Raw genomic sequence first — 20,662 nt, forward strand, 5'->3', positions numbered from 1 at the left:
CGCTCCGAATTTTCCGATTCGCCATGCGCATGAGTACGCAGTTCGTCATCAGGATGTGGCTCGCGCTGAGCTGCTGCATCGCAACCGCCGCGCACGCCGCCCGCGGCATCGAGCCGGCGGACGTCGAACGCATCGTCGACGCCGTTGCGCAACCGCTGCAACAGAAGCACGGCATTCCGGGGCTCGCGATCGCGGTGAGCATCGACGGCCGACATTACTTCTACAACTATGGCGTCGCGTCGAAAGCGACGCGGCGGCCCGTTACCGGCCGGACGTTGTTCGAGATCGGTTCACTCGGCAAGACGTTCACGGCGACGCTCGCCGCGTATGCGCAGGAAGGCGGCGAGCTGTCGTTCGCCGACAGCGTGAGCCGCTACCTGCCGTCGCTGCAAGGCAGCAGCTTCGATCGGATCAGCCTGCTGAACATGGGCACGCAGACATCCGGCCTGCCGTTGTTCGTGCCCGACACGATCACGAATACCGCCGAGCTGCTCGACTACCTGAAGAACTGGCGGCCCGAACATACGCCGGGCACGCACCGCGTCTATTCGAATCTCGGCATCGGCACGCTCGGGATGATCGCGGCGGCGAGCATGAACGAGCGCTTCGAGACGTTGATCGAGAAGAACCTGTTTCCCGAATTTCGCATGACGCACAGCTACATCGACGTGCCCGCCGAGCAGCGAGGCGATTATGCGCAGGGCTACACGAAGCAGGACGCGCCGATTCGGCTGAAGGCGGGCGTGCTCGCGTCCGAGGCGTACGGCGTCAGATCGTGCACGACGGATCTGATCCGCTTCGTCGATGCGAACATGGGGCTTGTGCCGCTGAGCGAAAAATGGGGGCGCGCGATGAAAGCGACGCACGTCGGCTACTACGACGCGGACGGCATGATCCAGAGCCTCATCTGGGAGCAATACCCGTATCCGGCGAGTCTCGACAAGCTGCTCTCGGGCAACGATCTGATCGGCAAGGATGTCGTCGCGAAGCCGTTCAATCCGCCGCTGCCACCGAAGCAGGACGTGTGGATCAACAAGACCGGATCGACGAACGGGTTCTCGACGTATGTCGCGTTCGTGCCGTCGAAGAAGGTCGGCGTCGTGATTCTCGCGAACAAATCGTATCCGCTGGGCGAACGAGTGACGGCGGGTTATACAATCGTCGACTCGATCGTTCGGGCCGAACGATGACATGCACACCAACTCATCCAGATCAACAATGAAAATCCGATATGCGCTGTCGAGCGCACTTGTTCTGCTTGGCTGCGTCGCCGCCTCGGCGCACGCGAAGCCCGTCTGCACCGCGATCGCCGACGCGGCCACGGGCAGGTTCTTGCTGAAGGACGGCGATTGCGGCCGTCGCGCGACGCCCGCTTCGACGTTCAAGATCGCGATAAGCCTGATGGGCTACGACGCGGGCTTCCTGCGCAACGAGCACGAGCCCGTATTGCCGTATCGCGACGGCTACGTCGACTGGGGCGGCGCGGCGTGGAAGCAGCCGACCGATCCGACTCGGTGGCTCAAGTATTCGGTCGTGTGGTATTCGCAGCAGGTCACGCATCATCTGGGCGCGCAGCGTTTCGCGCAATATGCGAAGGCGTTCGCCTACGGCAATGCGGACGTGTCGGGCGACCCCGGCAAGAACAACGGTCTCGAGCGCGCGTGGATCGGCTCGTCGCTGCAGATCTCACCGCTCGAACAGATCGGATTCCTGCGCAGGATGCTGAATCGCGAACTGCCCGTGTCGGCACACGCGATCGACATGACCGAGCGGATCGTCGATACCGCGACGCTTGCCGACGGCACGGTCGTGCACGGCAAGACCGGTATGGCTTATCCGCTTCTGGCCGACGGCACGCGCGACGAAGCGCATGGGTTCGGCTGGTTCGTCGGCTGGATCGCGCGCGGCAAGCAGACACTGGTGTTCGCGAGCCTCACGCAGGACGAGCGCAAGGAGCCCGTCTCCACCGGCATACGCACGCGCGACGCGTTCATGCGCGAGCTGCCGCAGCGCTTGGCTGTGCGCTGACGCGCGGGCGATCGACGCGGGCGATCGAACGCACCGGCATTCCTCGTATCGGCGACTCCTCGCGCGATACCACACGCGCCGGCGTGCTTTCGGCCGCGCATCTATTCGACCGACGGGAAGCGGCAGGCGTTGCAAGACGGCCTGCCGCATGTTCATCCGCGATCACGCGGGACGCAGCCATGACGTTCAGGACCCGGCATACGGGTTGCAGAACGTGCGCGGGCCGACGCAGCGCTCATCCTGCGCCGCCTCGGACATGCGGCCCGACGAGCCCGCCTTCGCGTCGCCGCGCGTATCGGCGATTGCGTGCGTCGGCTGCTGCGGCTTGGCCTTGTTCGCGAAGCGCGGCGCGTAGAGCGGCGAGATTTCCGGATACGACGCGTCGGTCACGTAGTCGAGCCCGTTGGCCTTGGCCTCGACCAGCTCCTGGTAGACCTGGGCGCGCGTTTTCCCGGCCGGTGCGTCCGCGAATGCCGCAGGCGAAACGAGCGCGGCGGCGAGGGCGACAGTAAGGAATTTGGCTTTCATACGTTCTCCATATCAATATCGAATTCAGAAGGAGAATTCGATGATTGACATTTTGAACAAGGGGCCCTCCGGCAACGTGACTCCCATATGAAGTTTTTGTCATTTTGATGAAAAAGCCGAATTCGAATTTAAAATGATTCACGAAATGACTCAAGTCTGTTCGAGATGCCAACGCGGATCATGACCCGCCGCCATGTAATCGGCGTCCTCTGCCGTATGCTCGCGAGGAAAGCGCAGGAAGAACGTCGTGAAGACGTTCGGCACGCTTTCGACCCAGCAGTCGCCGCCGTGCTCGGTGATGATCGAGCGCACGATCGCGAGCCCGAGGCCCGTGCCCGACGCCGAGTCGTATCGCGAAGGGTCGACGCGATAGAAGCGATCGAAAATTCGCGGCAGATGCACGGCTTCGATTCCGCGTCCGCTGTCGGTCACGGCGATCACGGCATTCCGCCCGGCCTGTTCGCAGCGGACGACGACCGTCGAGTGGTCAGGCGCATGGCGAATCGCATTGGACAACAGATTGCTCAGCGCCCGCTGCACGAGGATCAGGTCGCCGTTGAAGCTCGCTTCGCCTTCGACGGCGATCCCGATGCCGCGGTCCTCCGCCACCGTCTCGTAGTAGCGGACGATCCGGTCGGCCATCGCATAGGCGTCGATCGGCTCGATGTCGAGCTTGTTCTGATGGCCGTCCGCGCGTGCGAGGAACAGCATGTCGTCGACCATTCGCGCGAGCCGTTGATACTCTTCCACGCTCGATTCGATCACCTGACGATATTCGTCGACCGACCGCCGCTGCGACAGCGCCACTTGCGCCTCGGCGAGCAGGTTGGTGAGCGGCGTGCGGATGTCGTGCGCGAGATCGGATGAATACTCCTTCAGCCGTGTGAACGACGCGTTCAGGCGCGCGAGCATCCGGTTGAACGACACCGCGAGTTCCCGCAGCTCTCCCGCCATTTCCGTTTCGGTCAGCGGCTGTGCGAGACGGCTGCTCGAGATCTGATCGGCCTGCGCGGCGAAGCGGCGCAGCGGCCTGAGCGCGTATGCGGCGATCCAGTACGCGAGCGTCGCCGCGACGGCCGTGCCGACGAGGATGATCGCGACGATGCTGATCGCGCACGTGCGCAGCAGCGACTGCTCGCGACGGAAATCGTACTGAACGGCGACGCGCAGCGGCAAGCCGGGATTGCCGGTGAGCCGCGCGTCGGCGACGAGATAGCGCTTTGCATTGCGCTTGTCGTCGACGATCGCGGGATCGAGGCCGGGCTTGGCCCGCTGCACGCCGCCGTACGGCACGTACCAGCCGCTTTGCATGTACGCGGTGCCGCGCGCGTCGTAGATCGCGAAATCGACTTTCTCGTCGCTATGGAACGAGTAGTAGAACCGCGTTCCCTTTTCACGCAACTCGGCGATGCTGCGCGCTTCGCCGACGTGCGCGACGATGCCGGCGAGCGTCGTTTCCATCGCGCGCTCGGACGAATACGCGAACGTGCGCGTGAGCGTTTCGTACAGCAGCAGGCCGCTGATCGCGAGCAGAACCGACGTGGACAGCGCGAACTTGATCGCGAGCCGCCCGCGCATCGTGCGCGGCACGAGCCTCTGCATCATGCGTACGATTCGCACGGCTCGCCTCGCTGCTCCAGAACATATCCCATCCCGCGGACCGTATGGATCAGCTTGGGCTCGTAATCCTGATCGACCTTCGCGCGCACGCGCTTGATCGCGGCGTCGACGACATTCGAATCGCTATCGAAGTTGATGTCCCAGATCTGCGATGCGATCAGCGAGCGCGGCAGGATCTCGCCTTGCCGGCGCATCAGCAGCCACAGCAGCAGGAATTCCTTCGCGGTGAGCAGGATCGTGTTGCCCTGGCGGCGCGCCTTGCGCTGGATGAGGTCGAGCTCGAGATTCGCGACGCGCAACACCGGCGCATCGGTCGCCTGGCCGCGCCGAAGCAGCGAGCGCACGCGTGCGAGCAACTCGGCGAAATCGAACGGCTTCGCGAGATAGTCGTCGCCGCCGAGCTCGAGGCCCTTCACGCGATCGTCGACATGGTCGCGCGCGGTGAGGAACAGCACCGGCGTGCGATGCGTTCTGCGCAGTTCGCGCACGATCGTCCAGCCGTCGCAGCCGGGCAGCATCACGTCGAGTATCGCGAGGTCATAGTTCTCCGTGCGCAACTGATGCAGGCCGCTGATGCCGTCTTGTGTCCAGTCGCAAACGAAGCCGGCTTCGGTGAGCCCACGCTTCAAATACATGCCCGTCTTCGGCTCGTCTTCTACGATAAGGACCTTCATTTCAAACTCATTAAGATTGCGTTAAATATTCTTTGAGAATGCGTGTCGTTCACAGTTCAACATTTCGGTGTGCGTGATTAAACGTGCGAAGCGAGTATCGTTTTTCGTCGGCGCGTGTCGCGATAAAACGTCGCATTCGAGAACCAATCGGCGAAGCGGGCAGGCGCGCGCGATCGTGACGGTGATCGGCGGGAAGCGAATCGCGGAAGCGTTCGCCGGCGCTTGACGAAGCGCACGAAGCGCACGAAGCGCGCGGCGTCGTGCGAGCCGTTGCATGATGTTCGGTGCGTCGTTCGCGTGTTCTTCACGGCGATGTCGACGTTCATCGACCGGTCGCGCGACGAGGCCGTCTGATCGTCGGCGACGTCCAGCGTTTTCCTGTGTCAACTGAACGTGACAAGAATGTCATGCGCGCACGCCGGCGAGCGATTGAACTTCTCGGCGCGAACGAATGGAAATTTGTCGGCGAAGCGGATATCGGCACGCAACGACGCACGGATATCGATCACCCGTGATGCTCGCCGATCGTCAAATCGCCGTGCCGAAACACGCCGTCTGCATCCTTTCGGCGTCACGCGACATTGCTGAAAAACGAAAACGCGCGGTTGCGATCTCGAAGTGCGAAGCAACGCGCTGCGGATGCACGCGATGAAAAGTCCGGAATTTGTCGAGCGGCACACGCAAACGCGCCGGAGTATTCCTTATACGGCGTAGGGATATATGGCATGCGCCGCGTGCTGCACCGCACGAGCAGAGTTGGCCTGCTGCAAAAGCAGCGCCCGTAGCGATTCCTGCTTCGAACGAGCGGGCCGTGACGCACGAAGCCTCACTCGAATCGCCATTTCGTGACGGAATATGCGCCCACCATGGCAACGCGATGTGCCCGAGCGCGAAACCGCCGCCGCAGCGCACGAAACGCGCGGAGGAAGGCCATTCCTGCACACGCGATCCGGGCTCCGCAAATCTCTCTGTTCCGCGCCTGCGACTGGCGCTTTCTTGCTCGTTTGCCATTTTCTTCTACGAGACCGTCGGTACGGAGAAACAACGCGTCGTCGCGCGAGGCGCGCGAGTGGCGCGGCCCGGTAATTGGGCGAAAGCGCGGAAGCCGATTCTCCTCCAAGTGGCGGGAACGAAACTTTTTTTGATATCAGCTAAAAATGTTTGACATGAGGATTTCAGCGAGATAAGTTTTGCGCAAGCTTTTGGAAAGAAAATGGATTGCGCGGCGCAAGCTCGGAATCGCGAATTTGACGGCGATCCGAGCCGGCAGCGGCCGCTGCCGGCAGATCCGGCGGTCCGGCGCTTCTCGCCGCGTGCGATTTCGTGTCGACATTTAGAAATATGAATGTAATCCGAGTTTGCCTTCGTCGAACGACGCGGCAAACGCTTGATGCGGGCCTGACGAGTCGCAAAGACGCACCGATAAATACAAACGCGGCAAAAAGAACCTGAGAGGGTGGGGCAGACGGAACGGGCCACCGTTCCGAGCGGTTCCCATGACGCAGATCTGGCGGAAGACGAATCGCCCGGCCCGTGCGGCGGGCGATTCGATCGGCCGCAACCGGTTTGTCGGCAACACGTCGTCCAGTCGATTCCCATCGTTCGCATCGGCGCGGCGCGTCCTTTCTTGCCGGCAGCGCAGCGAAGCAAGCAGCTACAACACAACATCGTCGACTCATTCCGTTCAATCTCGTTTGGGGGAGTATGGGCATGTCCACGTTAATTCGTACTGCTTCGTTTAAGCTGACCGTCCTTTGTGCCGCGCTGGCCGGGTTCGCCTCGGTCGCGCAGGCGGAAACCTCGGCCGCGCCGCAAGTTCCCGGCCCCGCCGACGCGGTCAATCAGTTGATCGTCAAGTTGCGCGTCGCGAAGACGTCGCCCGATTCGTCGTCCGATTCGTCGATCGCGAAGGCCGCGCACGCCGACGTCCAGGCGGTCATCGACCGCGTGCTCGCCGCACGCAAGGCGCGCGCGGCCGGGCGCGCGTTCGGCGCGGCCGCTGCGTCGGCGCCCGGCAATTTCGCCGATCCCGCCGCGGGCATTCGCATCAAGCGCGACATGTCGGGCGGCGCGACCGTGCTGTCGTTGCAGCGCCGCGTGTCGCTCGCCGAAGCGGAGGGGCTCGCGCGCGACTTCGCGACGGATGGTGCGATCGAGTATGCGGAACCCGACGCGCGGATGCATCCGTTCCTCGTGCCGAACGACACGCGTTATTCCGAGCAGTGGGGCTACTTCAATCCGAAGGGCGGCGCGAATCTGCCGAAGGCATGGGATCGCACGACCGGATCGTCGCGCGTCGTCGTCAGCGTGATCGATACCGGCTATCGGCCGCACGCGGATCTCGCCGCGAATCTCGTGCCCGGATACGACTTCATCTCCGATCCGGCGATCGCGAACGACGGCAACGGCCGCGACAGCGACGCGTCGGACCCGGGCGACTGGGTCACCGTGCAGGAAGACGCCGATCCGAGCGGTCCGTTCTACGGCTGCGGCGCGAGCAACAGCTCGTGGCACGGCACGCACGTAGCGGGCACGATCGGCGCGGTGACGAACAACGGCCTCGGCGTCGCGGGCATCTCGTGGGTCGGCAAGGTGCTGCCGGTGCGCGTGCTCGGCAAATGCGGCGGGATGCTGAGCGACATCGTCGACGGCATGCGCTGGGCGGCGGGCCTGTCGGTGCCAGGCGCGCCTTCGAACCCGAATCCCGCGAAGGTGCTGAACCTGAGCCTCGGCGGATACGGCCGCACATGCAGCACGACATACCAGAGTGCGATCAACGAGATCACGTCGCGTGGCGCGAACGTCGTCGTTGCCGCGGGCAACAACGGCGGCCCGGTATCGACGACGCAGCCGGCGAATTGCCAAGGCGTGATCGCGGTCGGTGCGATCGACAGCAACGGCGTTCGCGCGAGCTTCAGCAATTACGGCGCGGCCGTGAAAATCGCCGCGCCGGGCGTCGGCGTTCTGTCGACGCTCAACGCCGGCAGGACGTCGCCGGGCGCGGACAGCTACGCGAGCTACAGCGGCACGAGCATGGCGACGCCGCACGTCGCGGGCACGGTCGCGCTGATGCTCGCCGTGAATCCGGCGCTGTCGCCATCGCAGGTCTTGCAGCGGCTGCAGTCGAGCGCGCGTCCGTTCGCGAGCGGATCGAACTGCTCGACGAGCACCTGCGGCGCGGGTTTGCTCGACGCCGGCAACGCGGTCGACGCCGCCGCGCAGTGAGCGAACACGGGCGTTGTTGCGAAAGGGTTTCGCGTTTGCGCGCGCCGATGCCCGTCATGCGGGATGCGGGCACCGGCGCGGCAAGTCGAGGCGCGAAAACGCTGATATGCAACGCCCGCATCGCGGCGCTGCCGGCCGGCGATGCCGCGTCGGCAGCGCCGAAGCATCGCGTCGCGAACGCCCGGCGTCGTCCGGGCGGCATCGTGCGCGAGATGGCCGGCAGCGTTCGCCGGCATGTTCGACAAGAAGCCATCCCGCACGGGATGACCGTTTCCAGACGATCATCGAAACAAGGACAACAATGAGAATTCATCGAATCGAACCGCGTCGCACATGGATCGCCGCACTCGTGGCCGCTACGACGCTCGCCGCATGCGGCGGCGAAGACGGCGCCGGCGTTCCGGGTGCGTCCGCGCTCGCTCAGGTCCAACAGGAGGGGGCCGCGCCGTCCGCGGCCGGCGCGCAGCAGATCGCCGCGCGCTTCTCGCCGTCCGGCGTGCCGTATGCCGATCTGTCGAGCGGCGGCCGTTATCGGCCCGTGATCGAGAACGGCCAGGCGCAGCCGTCGCTGTCGGGCGGCACGATTTCCGAGGAAGCGTGGGTCGAGACGCCCGTCGATTCGGACGGCGACGGCGCGAAGGACCGCATTCACGTGCGCGTCGTGCGTCCGTCCGAGACTGCAGCGGGCGCCCGCACGCCCGTCATCGTGCTGGCGAGTCCTTACTACAACGGACTTGCCGACAGCCCGAACCACAACGTCGACGTCGAGCTCGACGGCACGCCGCATCCGACTGCTTCGGTCTCCGCACGAATCATGGCCGCCGCGCCGCAGACGCGGATCTGGCAGCAGGTCGACGCGGCCGCCGCGGGGCGTTCGTGGATCGAGGGCTATTTCGTGCCGCGCGGCTTCACGGTCGTGTATGCGGATTCGCTCGGCACCGCAGGCTCGGACGGCTGCCCGACGATCCTGACGCGTGACGAATCGGTGGCGATGGCGTCGGTGATCCGCTGGCTCGGACGCGGCGCGGCCGCGAAGGATGCGAACGGCAAACCGGTCGTCGCGACCTGGTCGACGGGCCACGTGGGCATGTACGGCGTGTCGTACGACGGTACGCTGCCGAAGATGGTCGCGAGCCTGCGCACGCGCGGGCTCGATGCGATCGTGCCGGTTGCCGGGCTGTCGAACATGTACGGCTATTACCGCTCGGGCGGGCTCGTGCGCGCGCCCGACGGCTACCAGGGCGAGGACGTCGACGTCTACATCAAGGCGCTGCTGACGAATCGGCATCCGGAGCGTTGCACGCACCTGATCGACGAGGCGCTGCAGAAGGAGGATCGCAAGACGGGCGACAATTCGCCGTTCTGGGCGGCGCGCGACATTCCGAGCGCGCTTGCGGTCGCGCCCGCGCTCGTTGCGCAGGGGCTTGCCGACGACAACGTGCGAACCGAGCAGTCGACGTCGTGGTATCTCGCGATGAGGCGTCAGGGCGTGGCGGCGCAATTGTGGCTGCACCGCGCGCGTCACACCGATCCGACTCGCGTGCCCGCGATGGCCGACGCATGGACCGCTCAGGTGAACCGCTGGTTCACGCGCTATCTGCTCGGTTATGACAACGGCGTCGAGCGCAGCCCGGGTGCCGTGATCGAGCAGGCGGACGGCACGCTGCTGAAGGAGGCGAACTGGCCCGCGCGCGGCGCTTCGTCGGTCACGTATTTCGCCGGCGGCGACGGCGCGAGCGCCGGCACACTGCTGCGCGAGCCGACGGGCGGTCCGCTCGCGAAATTCACCGACGATGCGCGGATCACGGCGCTTGCGCTGGCGAACGCGAATACGGGCGAGCATCGCAGCCGCTTCGAGACGACGCCGCTCGCGAGCGCGACGCGGATCTCGGGTACCGTGAAGGCGCGCGTTCGGCTGACGTTCTCGGCGGCCGCGAACGTGACCGCGCTCTTGATCGATCGTGCGCCGGACGGCAGCGCGACGATCGTCACCCGTGCGTGGACCGATCCGCGTAACCGCGTGTCGAGCTGGTTCTCGGAGCCGGTGCTACCCGGCATGCCTTACGATCTGCGCCTCACGTTCATGCCGCGCGACTACAGGCTCGAAGCGGGACACCGGCTCGGGCTCGTCGTGCTGTCGAGCGACAGCGAGGCGACGCTGCGGCCGACGCCCGGCACCGAGCTGACGCTCGATCCGGCCGGAACGTCGGTGACGGTGCCGCAGCTTCCGGCCTGACGGCAGGCGTGCGGCGGAAAGCGGCGCGCGATGCGTGCGCCGCTCGAACAAGGCATCGCCGCGAGCGTCTTGCTCGCGGCGATGCCGTTTGGCGAAGCCGATTCGCACGCTGAGCGATGCGCAGAGCGCGGACGATCAGCGCTTCGTTTGCCGATGCCGTTATCCCTGCGGCGACGGCAGCAGTTCGGCCACCTTGTCGCGCAACGCGGGCAGCACTTGCGCGTCGAACCACGAATGCTGCTTGAGCCAGCCCTGATTGCGCGGCGACGGGTGCGGCAGCGGAATGAATTCGGGCGCGTACTCGGCCCACGCTCGCACCGTTTCGGTCAACGAAGATTTGCGGCGTGTGCCGAGGAAGCGGCGCTGCGCGTATTGACCGATCAATAGCGTCAGCCGGACGTCGGGCAGTTCGCGCAGCAGCTTGTCGAGCCAAAGCGGCGCGCATTCCGGCCGTGGCGGGTTGTCGCCGCTCGCGCCGCGTCCCGGATAGCAGAACCCCATCGGCACGATCGCGAACAGCGATTCGTCGTAGAACGTCGCATCGTCCACGTTCAGCCATGCTCTCAACCGCTTGCCGCTCGCATCGTCCCATGGAATGCCGGACGCATGGACGCGCGCGCCGGGCGCCTGCCCGACGATCAGGATGCGCGCATGCGGATGTGCGCGCATGACCGGCCGCGGACCGCAAGGAAGGTGGGGCGCGCAGACGGTGCATGCGCGGATCTCGCGAAGGAGGGCGTCGAGGGACGCATGTCGCGCGGGCATCGAGCGCGAGCCCTTGCGGATCGGCGGCGGGTCGTTTGGTTTCGGTGACATCGCCCGCCATTATGCAACCGTTTCGCTACATGCGATCCGTCCCGTTTCAAACGTTTGAAGCGCGTGTCCGTAGGCGCGAACGCTGGCAATCCCGATGCACATCGGCGCGTGAAACTGGTAGGGTGGCGTGCGAATTCGTCGCGGCGACGCGTCGCGCATGGCGCGCGGATTCGGCGAGCGGCTTTGACGAGCGGATGCGGGCGCGTGATCGGCGTCGCTTCGCCTGCGCGAAACGAGCGCGTCCACAATGCATCGGGAGCGACTGCCCGGCAGTCGACGGCAACGAGAGGAATCCTTCATGAGCACTGCATCCGCCGCCGGCATCGCGCCGGCCGAATGGAAAATCCGCTGCGACCTGGCGGCCTGCTATCGTCTCGTCGCGATGCACGGATGGGACGATCTGATCTTCACGCACATCTCGGCGCGCCTGCCCGGCCCCGATCATCATTTCCTGATCAACCCGTACGGAATGATGTTCGAAGAGATCACCGCGTCGTCGCTCGTGAAGGTCGATCAGGCCGGCAACAAAGTCGATGATTCGCCGTATCCGGTCAATCGCGCGGGCTTCGTGATTCACAGCGCGGTGCACGCCGCGCGCGAAGACGTGCAGTGCGTGCTGCACACGCATACGCGCGCGGGCGTCGCGGTCAGCGCGCAGCGCGGCGGCGTGCTGCCGATCTCGCAGCAATCTACGTTCGTGCTGCCGTCGCTCGCGTATCACGCATACGAAGGCGTCGCGCTGAAAGACGACGAGAAGCCTCGTCTGCAGGCCGACCTCGGGCGCGCGACGTACCTGATGCTGCGCAATCATGGCTTGCTGACGGTCGGCCCGTCGATCGCGGACGCATTTCTCGCGATGTATCTGTTCGAGACGGCGTGCCAGATCCAGATCGCCGCGCAAAGCGGCGGCGAACTGATCGCGATACCGCCCGAGATCGTCGCGACGAGCGCCGAGGCAGCGTCCGTGCAGACGGGCGGCCTCGGCGGCGCGTTCGTGTGGCCTGCGCTGATCCGCAAGCTAGACCGCCGCGACGACAGTTACCAGACTTGACGGCGAGCGATCACGTGCCGCTTGCGAGCGCGTGCATTCGCGAGCCGGGCATGCATCGCGCTCGCGATGTCGAATACAAAGGAGCGGCGCGCGTGGTGCGCGCCGCCCAACGCCGGTCGTCGTGCCGACAGCTCACGACGCCTGCTTGCCATTCGTGTTGACGAACCTCGGGCCATAGAACACGGGTTTCGACAGATCGGTGTAGGTGCGCAAGTAGCCGATCTCGTCGGGATACAGCTCGCCGAGTTGCGCGAGGGCCGCGGCTGGCACCTGATGGCGCATGATGTTGAAGCATGACAGCACGCGCAGGTCGACCATTCCGTGCACGGCTGCGCCGAGCGTTTTCCACGACGTGGCCGACGGGCCGTTCCATACCGCGTCGAGTGTCGTCAGGATCGTCGAGAAGCTGGTGTCGAACGCGTTCAGATCATTCTCCACCGCGCCGCGGTCGGGATCGAGCGCGAGGATGTCGGCGTAGCCGTCGCGCGGCACGGCGAGCGTGTTGATCACGACGGGCGCGGTGATCGCGGGGCCGCAGAAGAAGAGCGGCTCGTTCTTCGGATTGAAGTCGACAGGCGGCGACGGCGCTTCGTAGCGCGCGCCGTAGTAGAGCTCGGCGAAGCGCGCGTAGTGCGATTCTTCGTTTTCGAACGGATTGCCGGCGAACACGTCGCCACGGCTGGAACCTTCGCCTTGCCGAAGGATTTCGTCGATGCCTGCATAGAACGATTCGACGGGATCGACGCCGGGCGTATACGTGACCGTCGTGAAGCCGATATCGTCGCCGACCTGGTTGGACGGGCCGCCCGCCTGCACCGCCGCGCGCACCGCGTCCGCGTTGCGCTCGACCGCGTCGCGGATGCTCTCGTAGAACGCGGCGATCGTCGGATAGCTTTCGTCGCGGCCCAACTGGCGCAGCAGGAACGCGGGCGTCTCGATGCGCAGGAAGTTTTTGAGTTGCGGCTTCGAATAGCGCGCGAGGCCGACGTGCAGATCCGGCTCCGCGCCGCCCGGCAGTCCCGCCGTCGGATAGGCGATCCGGATCGTCGCGAATTGCGGCGAGCCGCCTAAAGCCGCGAGCAGATTCGACGCGATCGCCATGTGCACCATCTCTTCCATCGCGACACTGCGGATTGCGTTGTACGCGGTGTAATTCTGGACTTCCAACGAAAACATCGCGGACAGGTACAGAGGCAGCGTCGAGTATTCGAGCTCGATCGCGGTCTGCAGCGCGCGCTTGATCCACGCGAGGTCGCGCGCGGCGGGCGGTACGGTGTTCGGGTTCATCGCATGTTCCTCGCCAAGTCAGCCTTGATAGAAAAGCGCATACGACGTGCCGCCGACGCGATACGGCACGACGTGGGACGCGCCCGCGGCTGTCGTGGCGGCGCCGATGCGCGTCCAGCCGAGACAGTCCGCGTGAATCCGGTAGACGGCCGTCGCGCCGTCGCCGGCGATGTACGTGACGAGCGTCGGTTCGCCGTGCGCCCAAGGCACGCACGCCGCATTCGTGATCTTCAGCGCGTCCGGCAGTTGGTTCTGCAGATAACTGCCGACTTCGACGGTGCCGAGCGCCGGATTGTCCTGAATGTGATCGATGTTGACGTTGAGCTTCGCGGTGTTGATCTTGAAGAAGAAGTTCGCGCCGCCCAGCTGAAAGAACGAGAACTGCGTCCAGCCTTTTGCCCATTCGTGATACCAGACGTTCAGCGCGAGAAGGGGCGGCGTGCCGCCCGTCGACGCGGGCGTGACGGCGACGCTGAAATTCGCGACGCGTCCCGTGTTGAAGTCGTAGCCGAGGATGTATTGCTGGCCGAGCGACGTGAACGGCGCGACGTTCGTGAAGCCGCGCGTCGGCGTGTTGCGCGGCAGTGCGAACTTGTACGGCGGCGATGCGCTCAGGTCGGCTGCGATCGCGAAGAAGCCGAACGTGCCGTCGTCCGCGCGATACGTGAGCAGGTACGGCACGTTTCCGAGCACGAACGACGCGACGCTGTCCCATGGGCCGCCCGCAAGATCGATCCTCGAATCGGCAGGAGCGATCCACGGCGGCGCATCGCTGAGCGTGTAGACATCGGTCTTCTGCGTGGCCTTGTTGTAGGCGATCAGATCGAGCTTGCCGGCGTGCGGTAGCGCGACGAAGCTCGTGTAGCCGCGCGCGAGCGGGCCGTCGCCGTCCCACACGCGTTCCAGCATGATTTTTTCGGAGCCCGAATCAGGGCGAATCGAGTAGAGGCTGCTCATGTACGCTCCTTTGCGATAGAACGGTCGAACGGTTGCTCGGCCAGACGGGAACGGCGTCCCGGCAGCGCCGGCGAATCATGAGATCGGTTCGACGAACAGCGGCAGCGGCGTCGGGTCCGCCCCCGCGATCTGGAAATAGCTGAGCCGGGCGGGCTTGCCCGCGCCGGCGAGCTCGAGAATCTGGAAGCCGCGGTTGTACCAGTCGTCGGTCAGGTCGAGCTGCAGGTCCGCTTGCTTCAGCGGAACCGGGTACTTTTGCGCGTAAGGCGCTTCGCTCGCCTGCACGGGTATCGCGCTGTGCCCCGCGCAGCGGCCTTTCGGCAGCGTCTTGAAGATGTGCGCCGCGTCGTCGCCTTCGGTCGGCCAGTCTGCCGGACGGTATGCATCCGCGAAGATGCCGAGGTTGTGCTCGTGGCCCCAGATCCACGCGGCCACGCGATCGCCGAACGTCGGACCGAATTGCCGCCATAGTCCCGTGTTCACCCATTCGCGATTGAAATCGGATGAATCGGGCGTCCCGGACGCTTCGCGACGTTGCGCGATTCCGCACACGTCCAGCGCCGAATACAGCTGATGATGCGACAGCAGGATCGAGCGGCCGGAGAAGTTCGTCAGCTTGTCGAGATGCCAGACGGCTTCGTCGGTGCGAACGGTCACCTGATCGACGGGCGACGTGGTGTCGCGAGGCGGCTGATCGGCGAGCGACGCGAGGCGGAAGTACGGATTCCTGTCGGTGGGCCAGTGCGGGCTTGCGCCGGCGGCCGCCGTCTCGATCTTGCCGATGTGCAGCCGCTCGAGCGTCGCTTGCTGCGCCGATGCCGCGACGTTCATGTAGTGCCCGTGGTAGCCCGTGTCGAGGCCGAGGAATTGCCAGCCGTCGTCCTCGGTGCGCAGGCAGAAATAGCTTGCCTGCTGCCGTTGCGCGGGGCCGTCGACGAGTTCGCCCGAATCGAGCGCGTGCAGGAACGATACGGCGCCCGTGAAGTATTCGTGATTGCCCGGCACCGTGAAGAACGGCACGCGTCGTTTGTCGCTGCGCAGCACGTCGCGCACGAGGCCGATCAACCGGTGCTCGGTTTCGAAGCGCGTGCCGGAGAAATAGACGTCGCCGAGATGCAGGATTGCATCCGGCGAGAACTTCAGCGCGGCGACGAGCACGGCTGCCGCGACGTCGGTGCCGGTGCCGATGTCGCCGACGATCGCGATTCGCGCGCGCGCCGGCAGCTTCCATTCGATCACGCCGTAGCGCAGGTCGCCCTTGCCGGCGTCGGCGGCCTGCCACGAGCGGTACTGCGGTTCGCTGCCTTTGTGATACGGATATTGCCAGTAGTACTTGAAATACTGGACGTACATCTGCTGCCATAGCGGATTGCCGAATTTGTACTGCTGCGTCTGATGCTCGACGTCGCGCTCGATCTGCGCATCGCCGGCGATGTTCGCGTGCGCGCGGCGATGATGCAGATACGACAGATAGGTTTGCACCGCCTCTTCGTCGTTGCTGTCGGCGGGAGGCGGATCGAGCGGCCGGTTTTCGAGCATCGCGCGGCAGTAGCGGTCGGTCGCGCGCATCAGCGGATGATCGGCGTCGATGCCGGCTGACGCGCGATGCTCGAGACGGAGCGCATGCGCGAGCACTTCGGCGACGCACGACTTCCACAGCGCCAGATGCGGAACCTCGAAATGTTCGATCGGGACCATTCATGCCTCCGGCGCGCGCGGCGCCGCGCGGGACGTGCGCGGCCGAGGGAATTGCAGATTGATGCACGTGTCGCGCGTGAGATCGAGGCCCGGCCAGTCGTCCCACAAGCCGGCCGGCAATGCGAGCGGGCGCGGCGCCATCCGCAGCACGGGCGTCGTCAGCGCCGCAAGCCGATCGAGCTCCGGACACGGACGCGGATGTGGAGACGCGCTGTGTATCCATGCGGCGACGTAGTCGTCGCCGCAGCACACGAGCGCGCCGTCGACGCCGTCCGGCGGCTCGGCCTGAAAGGAAGTGGCCCACACCTGCACGGCCGCGAGTAAATCGGTTGGCCGCGTATTCGCGCGACGCGCGCCGACGAAATGCTTCGCGCTGCCGAACATCCAGTCAGCGGGCCGATCGATGAGGAAGTAAGGCTGCTCGGCGACGAGCGCATCGGCATGCGGATCGATCGCGACGGGCACTTCGGGCAGCTTGCTGCGCGTCATGTCGTAGGCGTCGCCGTGCAGGTTCTGATAGATGCGCGCCGCGATCGCCTTCGTCGCGCGATCGTGCGACGAAGGCGTCGCCCAGAACATCAGCGCGGTCTGGTCCGGAACGGCGGGCGGCTTGCCGGCTTGCGGAATCATCGTCGGCAGATACGCGCGCAGGCCGACGGGCGGCTGCAGCAGCACGCAGGCCGGTACGAACACGCTGCCGAGAAACTGCGCGAAATGCTCGTAGTCGAGCGCGGGCGACCGGAAGCCGCGCCACACGTAGACGGCGTTCGGCGCGACCGGGAAGGATTCCTGCGGCGTGTTCATCGGTTGCCCTCACGTTCGAATTGCATGTTGAAGCTGCTTCCCGCGCGCACGTCCATGCCGGCCCATTCGTCCCAGAGCCCGATCGGCAGGAATGTGGGCGCGGGCGCGAAGGTTTCCTTCCAGTCGGTCAGCACGGCCTGCAGGCGCGGCACGCCGGTCGGTGCCTGTGCCGAGCCGGCCGCGACGGGGCCGAGCTCCCAGTAGACGACGTAGTCGTTGCCCGTGCACGCGAGCGCGCCGGCAAGCGGTACGTTCTTCTGAATATCGGCGAGCGCTTTGGCGACGGCCGAGCGGAACGACACGGCGTCGACGGTGGACGGCCGCACCGCGACGAGATGGCGGATCGCGCCGTGCATCCAGTCGGCGGGCTCGTCGTACAGATAGACGGGCTGGTCGACGGCGAGCGTGCCGTCGAAACGGACCGGAAAATCGGCGCGGCTCTGGTTGTCCTGCGTCAGATAAACGCCGTTGTGCGTCAGCGTGTACGTGCGCACCGCGAGCCGCGTGAAGCCGTTCCAGTACGTCGCGGGCGATGCCCAGAACAGGATCGCGGTTTCATCCGGCACCGACGCGGGCTTGCCGGGCAGGCCCGCCGGCACCGTCGGCGCGTACGCGCGCAGGCCCGCGTCGATCTGCATCTTCACGGTGGCCGGCACGAATACGGTGCCGAGCTTGCTCATGAATTGATCGAGGCCGAGCGACGGCAACCGGAAGCCTCGCCATACCCGCACCGAATCGGGGGCGACGCGCATGTCTTGCGGCAAATCGGGCGTGTTCATTGCATGGCTCCGGTTGGGGCGGCCGGCGCGCCGGCTTCGGCGCTCGCGGGCGCGGCGGCCGGCAAGGCGGGCTTGCCGGTGGCGACGAGGTGTTGCGCGACTTTGGCGAGAAATCCGGCGGGCGGCGGAGACTCGCGTGTCTTGTCGTAGCGGCATTCGTTCGGGAACTGCCAGTGGCGATTCACGCAGAACCGGCAGGAACCTTCGGTGCGCGACAGATAGCCGCCGCCGTCGGCGTCGTGCCACGTGAGCGCGCGTTGCGCGTAGAGCTCGTCGAGCACCGACGCCATCGCCGCGTGCGCGTCGACGAAATAGGCGCAGAGCGTGCGATACGCGTCGGGGAACTGGCTCGCGAGCCACGCGCGCGCCGCGTTCGCCGCATCGGCGTCGGCGGGCAGTTGGATCGCGACGTAATCGTCCGGATATTCCTGCGTCGGCAGCACGAGCGTGAAGCCGTTCTGCGGCGTGAGCGCCGCGGCGCATTGCGGTTGTGTCGCGCTGAACGCCTGCCATTCGCCGGCGCTCATCCGGTATTGCTGCAGGAAGAAGCTGTTGTACGAGAAGTGCGGCGTGATGACGAGGCGCGTGCGGCTGAAGTAGCGCGTGCCGTCGATCGTCACGTCGAATTCGACATAGGCCGGGTGCGCGGGGTCGCTGGTTTCCTTCAGCAGCGTGTAATCCTTGTCGGCGGGATGCGTCGACAGCGGCGGATTGCGCCGCACGTGCGCGCCGAACGCCGCATGGAACATGTTCCAGCTCGATTGGCTGACGATGTAGAGCACGGCGGGCCGCGTCTGCACCATCTGCTTGATCGCCCATGCGTTGCGGCTCACGCAGTTGTCGACGATGTTCGCGACGCTGGCGTCGCTGCCGCCGAGAAATCCCGGTTTCCAATGTGGAGACGCGCACGCGACCATGTCGAGTTGGCACACGTCCTCGCCGACGCGCAGCGAGGCGGCCGGGTGGCCGTCGCCGCGCAGCGTGCGCTCGAATTTTTCGAGCACGGGCACGAACTGCAGGTAGTAGCTTTGCGGCTGCTGCAACACCTCGATCTGGATGCCTTCCGGCACTGATACGCGGGCGGCGAGCACGTCGCCCGCGGCGAAGCGGTTGTGCGGCTTGTAAGTATCGAAGAGGAGTACGTAGGGGAAATCGCCCGGCTCGCCGGGGATCGCGACCTTCGTGTCGGCGGCGTCGCCGTCGTAGCGCACCGTGATCGACCACGCGGGACTGTCGTCGACGCGCGCCGCGCCCGTTACCTCGCCGCCGCGCGGCGCGATCACGCGCCCTTCCGGCAGCATGAAGCGCCGCACGAAATCGAGATCGAGCTTCTCCTGATAGACGGTGCGATAACGGTAGTACCACGCGTATTTGGCCCACGCATCGGTGTCGCCGTCGGAAGAGAAATCCGGATAGCACCACGCGGCGCCCGTCTGGCCCGGCAGGAAGGCGGTCAGATTCGGATTGATGCCGATCGTCATGATGGGCGCCTTGCGGCAGCCGTCGATCACTTCGCCGTTCGGAAACGCCGGCGGACGCGTGCGGCCGTTGATCCAGCGCGCCGCGCCGCTCTTGCCGTTCGCGCTCGCTGGATAGGGCACGGTGACGTCGAAATCGAATGCCGTGTACGGGCCGTACGCGCGCTTCTTCAGGTCAGCGGGCCAGAAGAACGAGCACGTGCCGCACGAGCGCACCTGGAATGCGAGCTGCACCTCGAGCGGGTCCTCTTCGTCGACGGGCTTGTAGTCGCGGCTCGGGTTGTAGGTCGCGCTGCCTTCGCCGGCTATCGTCGCCCACGTCGCGAGCGCGCCGTTGTAGCTCGTTTGCAGTCCGAACGTCGAGTAGATGAGACCGGACCAGTCGGCGCGCACGGCGTCGGAGATCGGCGTGCCCCGGTCGGTGCGTCGCCGGACGATCGGGTCCGAAATGTTGCGCACGCACGCGAATCGCACGCCGAGCCGGTTCGCCTGCTGGGCGATGATCGCATCGTCCATTTCGAGGCATGAGTATGCGCGCGCATCGTTGCCTTCCGCGATGTAGTAGAAGTCCGTCGTCAGGAGCGGCGCATCCTTCAACGGCCGAATTGCCGGCGCGTTCAGACATTCCGGCCGGATCGCGTCGTTGACGAGATCCGACAGCGTAAGCTCGCCGAGGCCGGGATCGTCGGGGTGGCGAGCCTTCAGCTCGTCGAAGAGCGCGGCGAGCGACTGCGGCGTCACGACCTCGCTCATCCTGAACAGCAACGTGCGCTCGACTTCGCCGACGAGCGCGGTCGACGGATACCAGGTCGGGCAGCGATACATGTTGCCGCCATCGGGGCTCGTCGTGTTCTGCGGGCGTTGCAGCTCGAGCAGCGCGGCGTTCGCGACGACCGTGTCGCCGAGGCGCTGATCGCGGCGCGCGCCGCCTGCGGTGCCGATCGTGTAGATGCGGTCGGGGCGAGCATCTTCGACGATGCATCGGATCATCGCGGACAAGCCGTCGAGCCAGGGAGAATGCGCGAGATGCGCATTCGACTTGAACAGCAGCACGTTCCATGGGCGCCCGGAGCGATCGACGACTCGCACCATCTGAAAGAGCCCCCAGAGCGTGCCCGATTTCGAGTCCGCCGCATACGACGATGCCCCTCGCGTATACGGAAGCCATGCCTGCTTCCACGCGTAGTCGTTGTAATCACCGGTGCGGTCGCTGTTGACGAACACGTGGTCGAGCGCGAACCACTCGGCGCTCGTCCACGTGATCATGACGATGTCGGCGCGCGGCAGCGGATCATCGGGGGCGCGCGTGCCGGGCGCGATGCGCACGGGCTTGGTTTGGCCGATCGTGTCCCATGCGACGGGCGGCAGCGTCGTCGTGCCGCGCAGCGGCGCGGCGGCGGAGATGTCGGTGTGGCGCGTGACGAGCGGCAAGAGCGCGCTTTCGGGTAGTTGCGCATTCATGGCAAGGCTCCAGGGCGATG

At 65.7% G+C, this 20,662-nt stretch carries 18 protein-coding genes; 8 read left to right on the forward strand and 10 right to left on the reverse strand.

The annotated features are described in order from the left end of the window. The first annotated feature begins 23 nt into the window (after positions 1–23). Together ampC and blaOXA are read left to right on the forward strand one after the other, a co-directional pair. Entirely contained in the window at positions 24–1,190 is a 1,167-nt protein-coding gene (gene ampC / locus X946_RS09530; protein WP_038746187.1) for a class C beta-lactamase, read from the forward strand. A gap of 28 nt (positions 1,191–1,218) precedes the next feature. Further along, positions 1,219–2,028 carry an OXA-42 family class D beta-lactamase gene (gene blaOXA / locus X946_RS09535; RefSeq protein WP_038746190.1) on the forward strand — a complete coding sequence of 270 codons (810 nt, stop codon included), beginning with the start codon at positions 1,219–1,221 and terminating at the stop codon, positions 2,026–2,028. 186 nt (positions 2,029–2,214) lie between these two features. Here the strand turns inward: blaOXA and X946_RS09540 are convergent, their stop codons facing one another. From X946_RS09540 to X946_RS09550, 3 genes are all read right to left on the reverse strand, one after another. Further along, positions 2,215–2,556 carry a DUF4148 domain-containing protein gene (locus X946_RS09540; protein WP_038746192.1) on the reverse strand — a complete coding sequence of 114 codons (342 nt, stop codon included), beginning with the start codon at positions 2,554–2,556 and terminating at the stop codon, positions 2,215–2,217. Positions 2,557–2,706: 150 nt separating this feature from the next. Beyond that, complete coding sequence (locus X946_RS09545) at positions 2,707–4,161, reverse strand: heavy metal sensor histidine kinase (protein WP_038746195.1); 1,455 nt, start codon at positions 4,159–4,161, stop codon at positions 2,707–2,709. Next, positions 4,158–4,850 carry a heavy metal response regulator transcription factor gene (locus tag X946_RS09550; RefSeq protein ID WP_038746198.1) on the reverse strand — a complete coding sequence of 231 codons (693 nt, stop codon included), beginning with the start codon at positions 4,848–4,850 and terminating at the stop codon, positions 4,158–4,160. Before X946_RS09550 ends, X946_RS09545 begins: the two co-directional genes overlap by 4 nt. A gap of 284 nt (positions 4,851–5,134) precedes the next feature. Between X946_RS09550 and X946_RS33535 the strand changes: the two genes are divergently transcribed. The 5 genes from X946_RS33535 (at position 5,135) to X946_RS09560 (ending at position 10,311) form a co-directional block, all read left to right on the forward strand. Then, on the forward strand, positions 5,135–5,365 hold the full coding sequence (locus X946_RS33535) for a hypothetical protein (RefSeq protein ID WP_145986849.1): 231 nt from the start codon (positions 5,135–5,137) through the stop codon (positions 5,363–5,365). Positions 5,366–5,661: 296 nt separating this feature from the next. Then, positions 5,662–6,015, forward strand: a complete 354-nt coding sequence (locus tag X946_RS35060; protein WP_161788648.1) for a hypothetical protein — start codon at positions 5,662–5,664, stop codon at positions 6,013–6,015. Between the two features lie 545 nt (positions 6,016–6,560). Next, positions 6,561–8,075, forward strand: a complete 1,515-nt coding sequence (locus tag X946_RS09555; protein ID WP_081989468.1) for a S8 family peptidase — start codon at positions 6,561–6,563, stop codon at positions 8,073–8,075. 56 nt (positions 8,076–8,131) lie between these two features. Then, complete coding sequence (locus X946_RS33540) at positions 8,132–8,380, forward strand: hypothetical protein (RefSeq protein WP_152611668.1); 249 nt, start codon at positions 8,132–8,134, stop codon at positions 8,378–8,380. Beyond that, the gene (locus tag X946_RS09560; RefSeq protein ID WP_038746203.1) at positions 8,377–10,311 is read left to right on the forward strand and encodes a Xaa-Pro dipeptidyl-peptidase; all 1,935 of its coding nucleotides are present in this window, start codon (positions 8,377–8,379) and stop codon (positions 10,309–10,311) included. Before X946_RS33540 ends, X946_RS09560 begins: the two co-directional genes overlap by 4 nt. A gap of 159 nt (positions 10,312–10,470) precedes the next feature. Here X946_RS09560 and X946_RS09565 read toward each other — a convergent pair whose 3' ends face one another. Further along, positions 10,471–11,127, reverse strand: a complete 657-nt coding sequence (locus X946_RS09565) for a uracil-DNA glycosylase family protein (RefSeq protein WP_081989460.1) — start codon at positions 11,125–11,127, stop codon at positions 10,471–10,473. A 298-nt stretch (positions 11,128–11,425) separates the two neighbouring features. Here X946_RS09565 and X946_RS09570 point away from each other — a divergent pair, with 298 nt between their 5' ends. Then, entirely contained in the window at positions 11,426–12,178 is a 753-nt protein-coding gene (locus X946_RS09570; protein ID WP_038746206.1) for a class II aldolase/adducin family protein, read from the forward strand. 132 nt (positions 12,179–12,310) lie between these two features. Here the strand turns inward: X946_RS09570 and X946_RS09575 are convergent, their stop codons facing one another. From X946_RS09575 to X946_RS09600, 6 genes are all read right to left on the reverse strand, one after another. Continuing rightward, complete coding sequence (locus tag X946_RS09575) at positions 12,311–13,465, reverse strand: ferritin-like domain-containing protein (protein WP_038746209.1); 1,155 nt, start codon at positions 13,463–13,465, stop codon at positions 12,311–12,313. A gap of 18 nt (positions 13,466–13,483) precedes the next feature. Beyond that, positions 13,484–14,422 (reverse strand): hypothetical protein, encoded by a 939-nt coding sequence (locus tag X946_RS09580; RefSeq protein ID WP_038746212.1) that lies wholly within the window; start codon positions 14,420–14,422, stop codon positions 13,484–13,486. A 75-nt stretch (positions 14,423–14,497) separates the two neighbouring features. Continuing rightward, positions 14,498–16,120, reverse strand: coding sequence for a metallophosphoesterase family protein (locus tag X946_RS09585; protein ID WP_038746215.1), 1,623 nt, complete (start codon positions 16,118–16,120; stop codon positions 14,498–14,500). Beyond that, positions 16,121–16,924 (reverse strand): hypothetical protein, encoded by an 804-nt coding sequence (locus tag X946_RS09590; protein ID WP_038746218.1) that lies wholly within the window; start codon positions 16,922–16,924, stop codon positions 16,121–16,123. Continuing rightward, entirely contained in the window at positions 16,921–17,703 is a 783-nt protein-coding gene (locus X946_RS09595; protein WP_038746221.1) for a hypothetical protein, read from the reverse strand. The genes X946_RS09590 and X946_RS09595 overlap by 4 nt, the downstream gene beginning before the upstream one ends. After that, entirely contained in the window at positions 17,700–20,642 is a 2,943-nt protein-coding gene (locus tag X946_RS09600; RefSeq protein WP_038746223.1) for a phosphorylase family protein, read from the reverse strand. Before X946_RS09600 ends, X946_RS09595 begins: the two co-directional genes overlap by 4 nt. Between the last annotated feature and the right edge of the window lie 20 nt (positions 20,643–20,662).

Origin of the sequence: Burkholderia sp. ABCPW 111 (assembly GCF_000773065.1) — a bacterium.
Taxonomy (GTDB): Bacteria; Pseudomonadota; Gammaproteobacteria; order Burkholderiales; family Burkholderiaceae; genus Burkholderia; species Burkholderia savannae.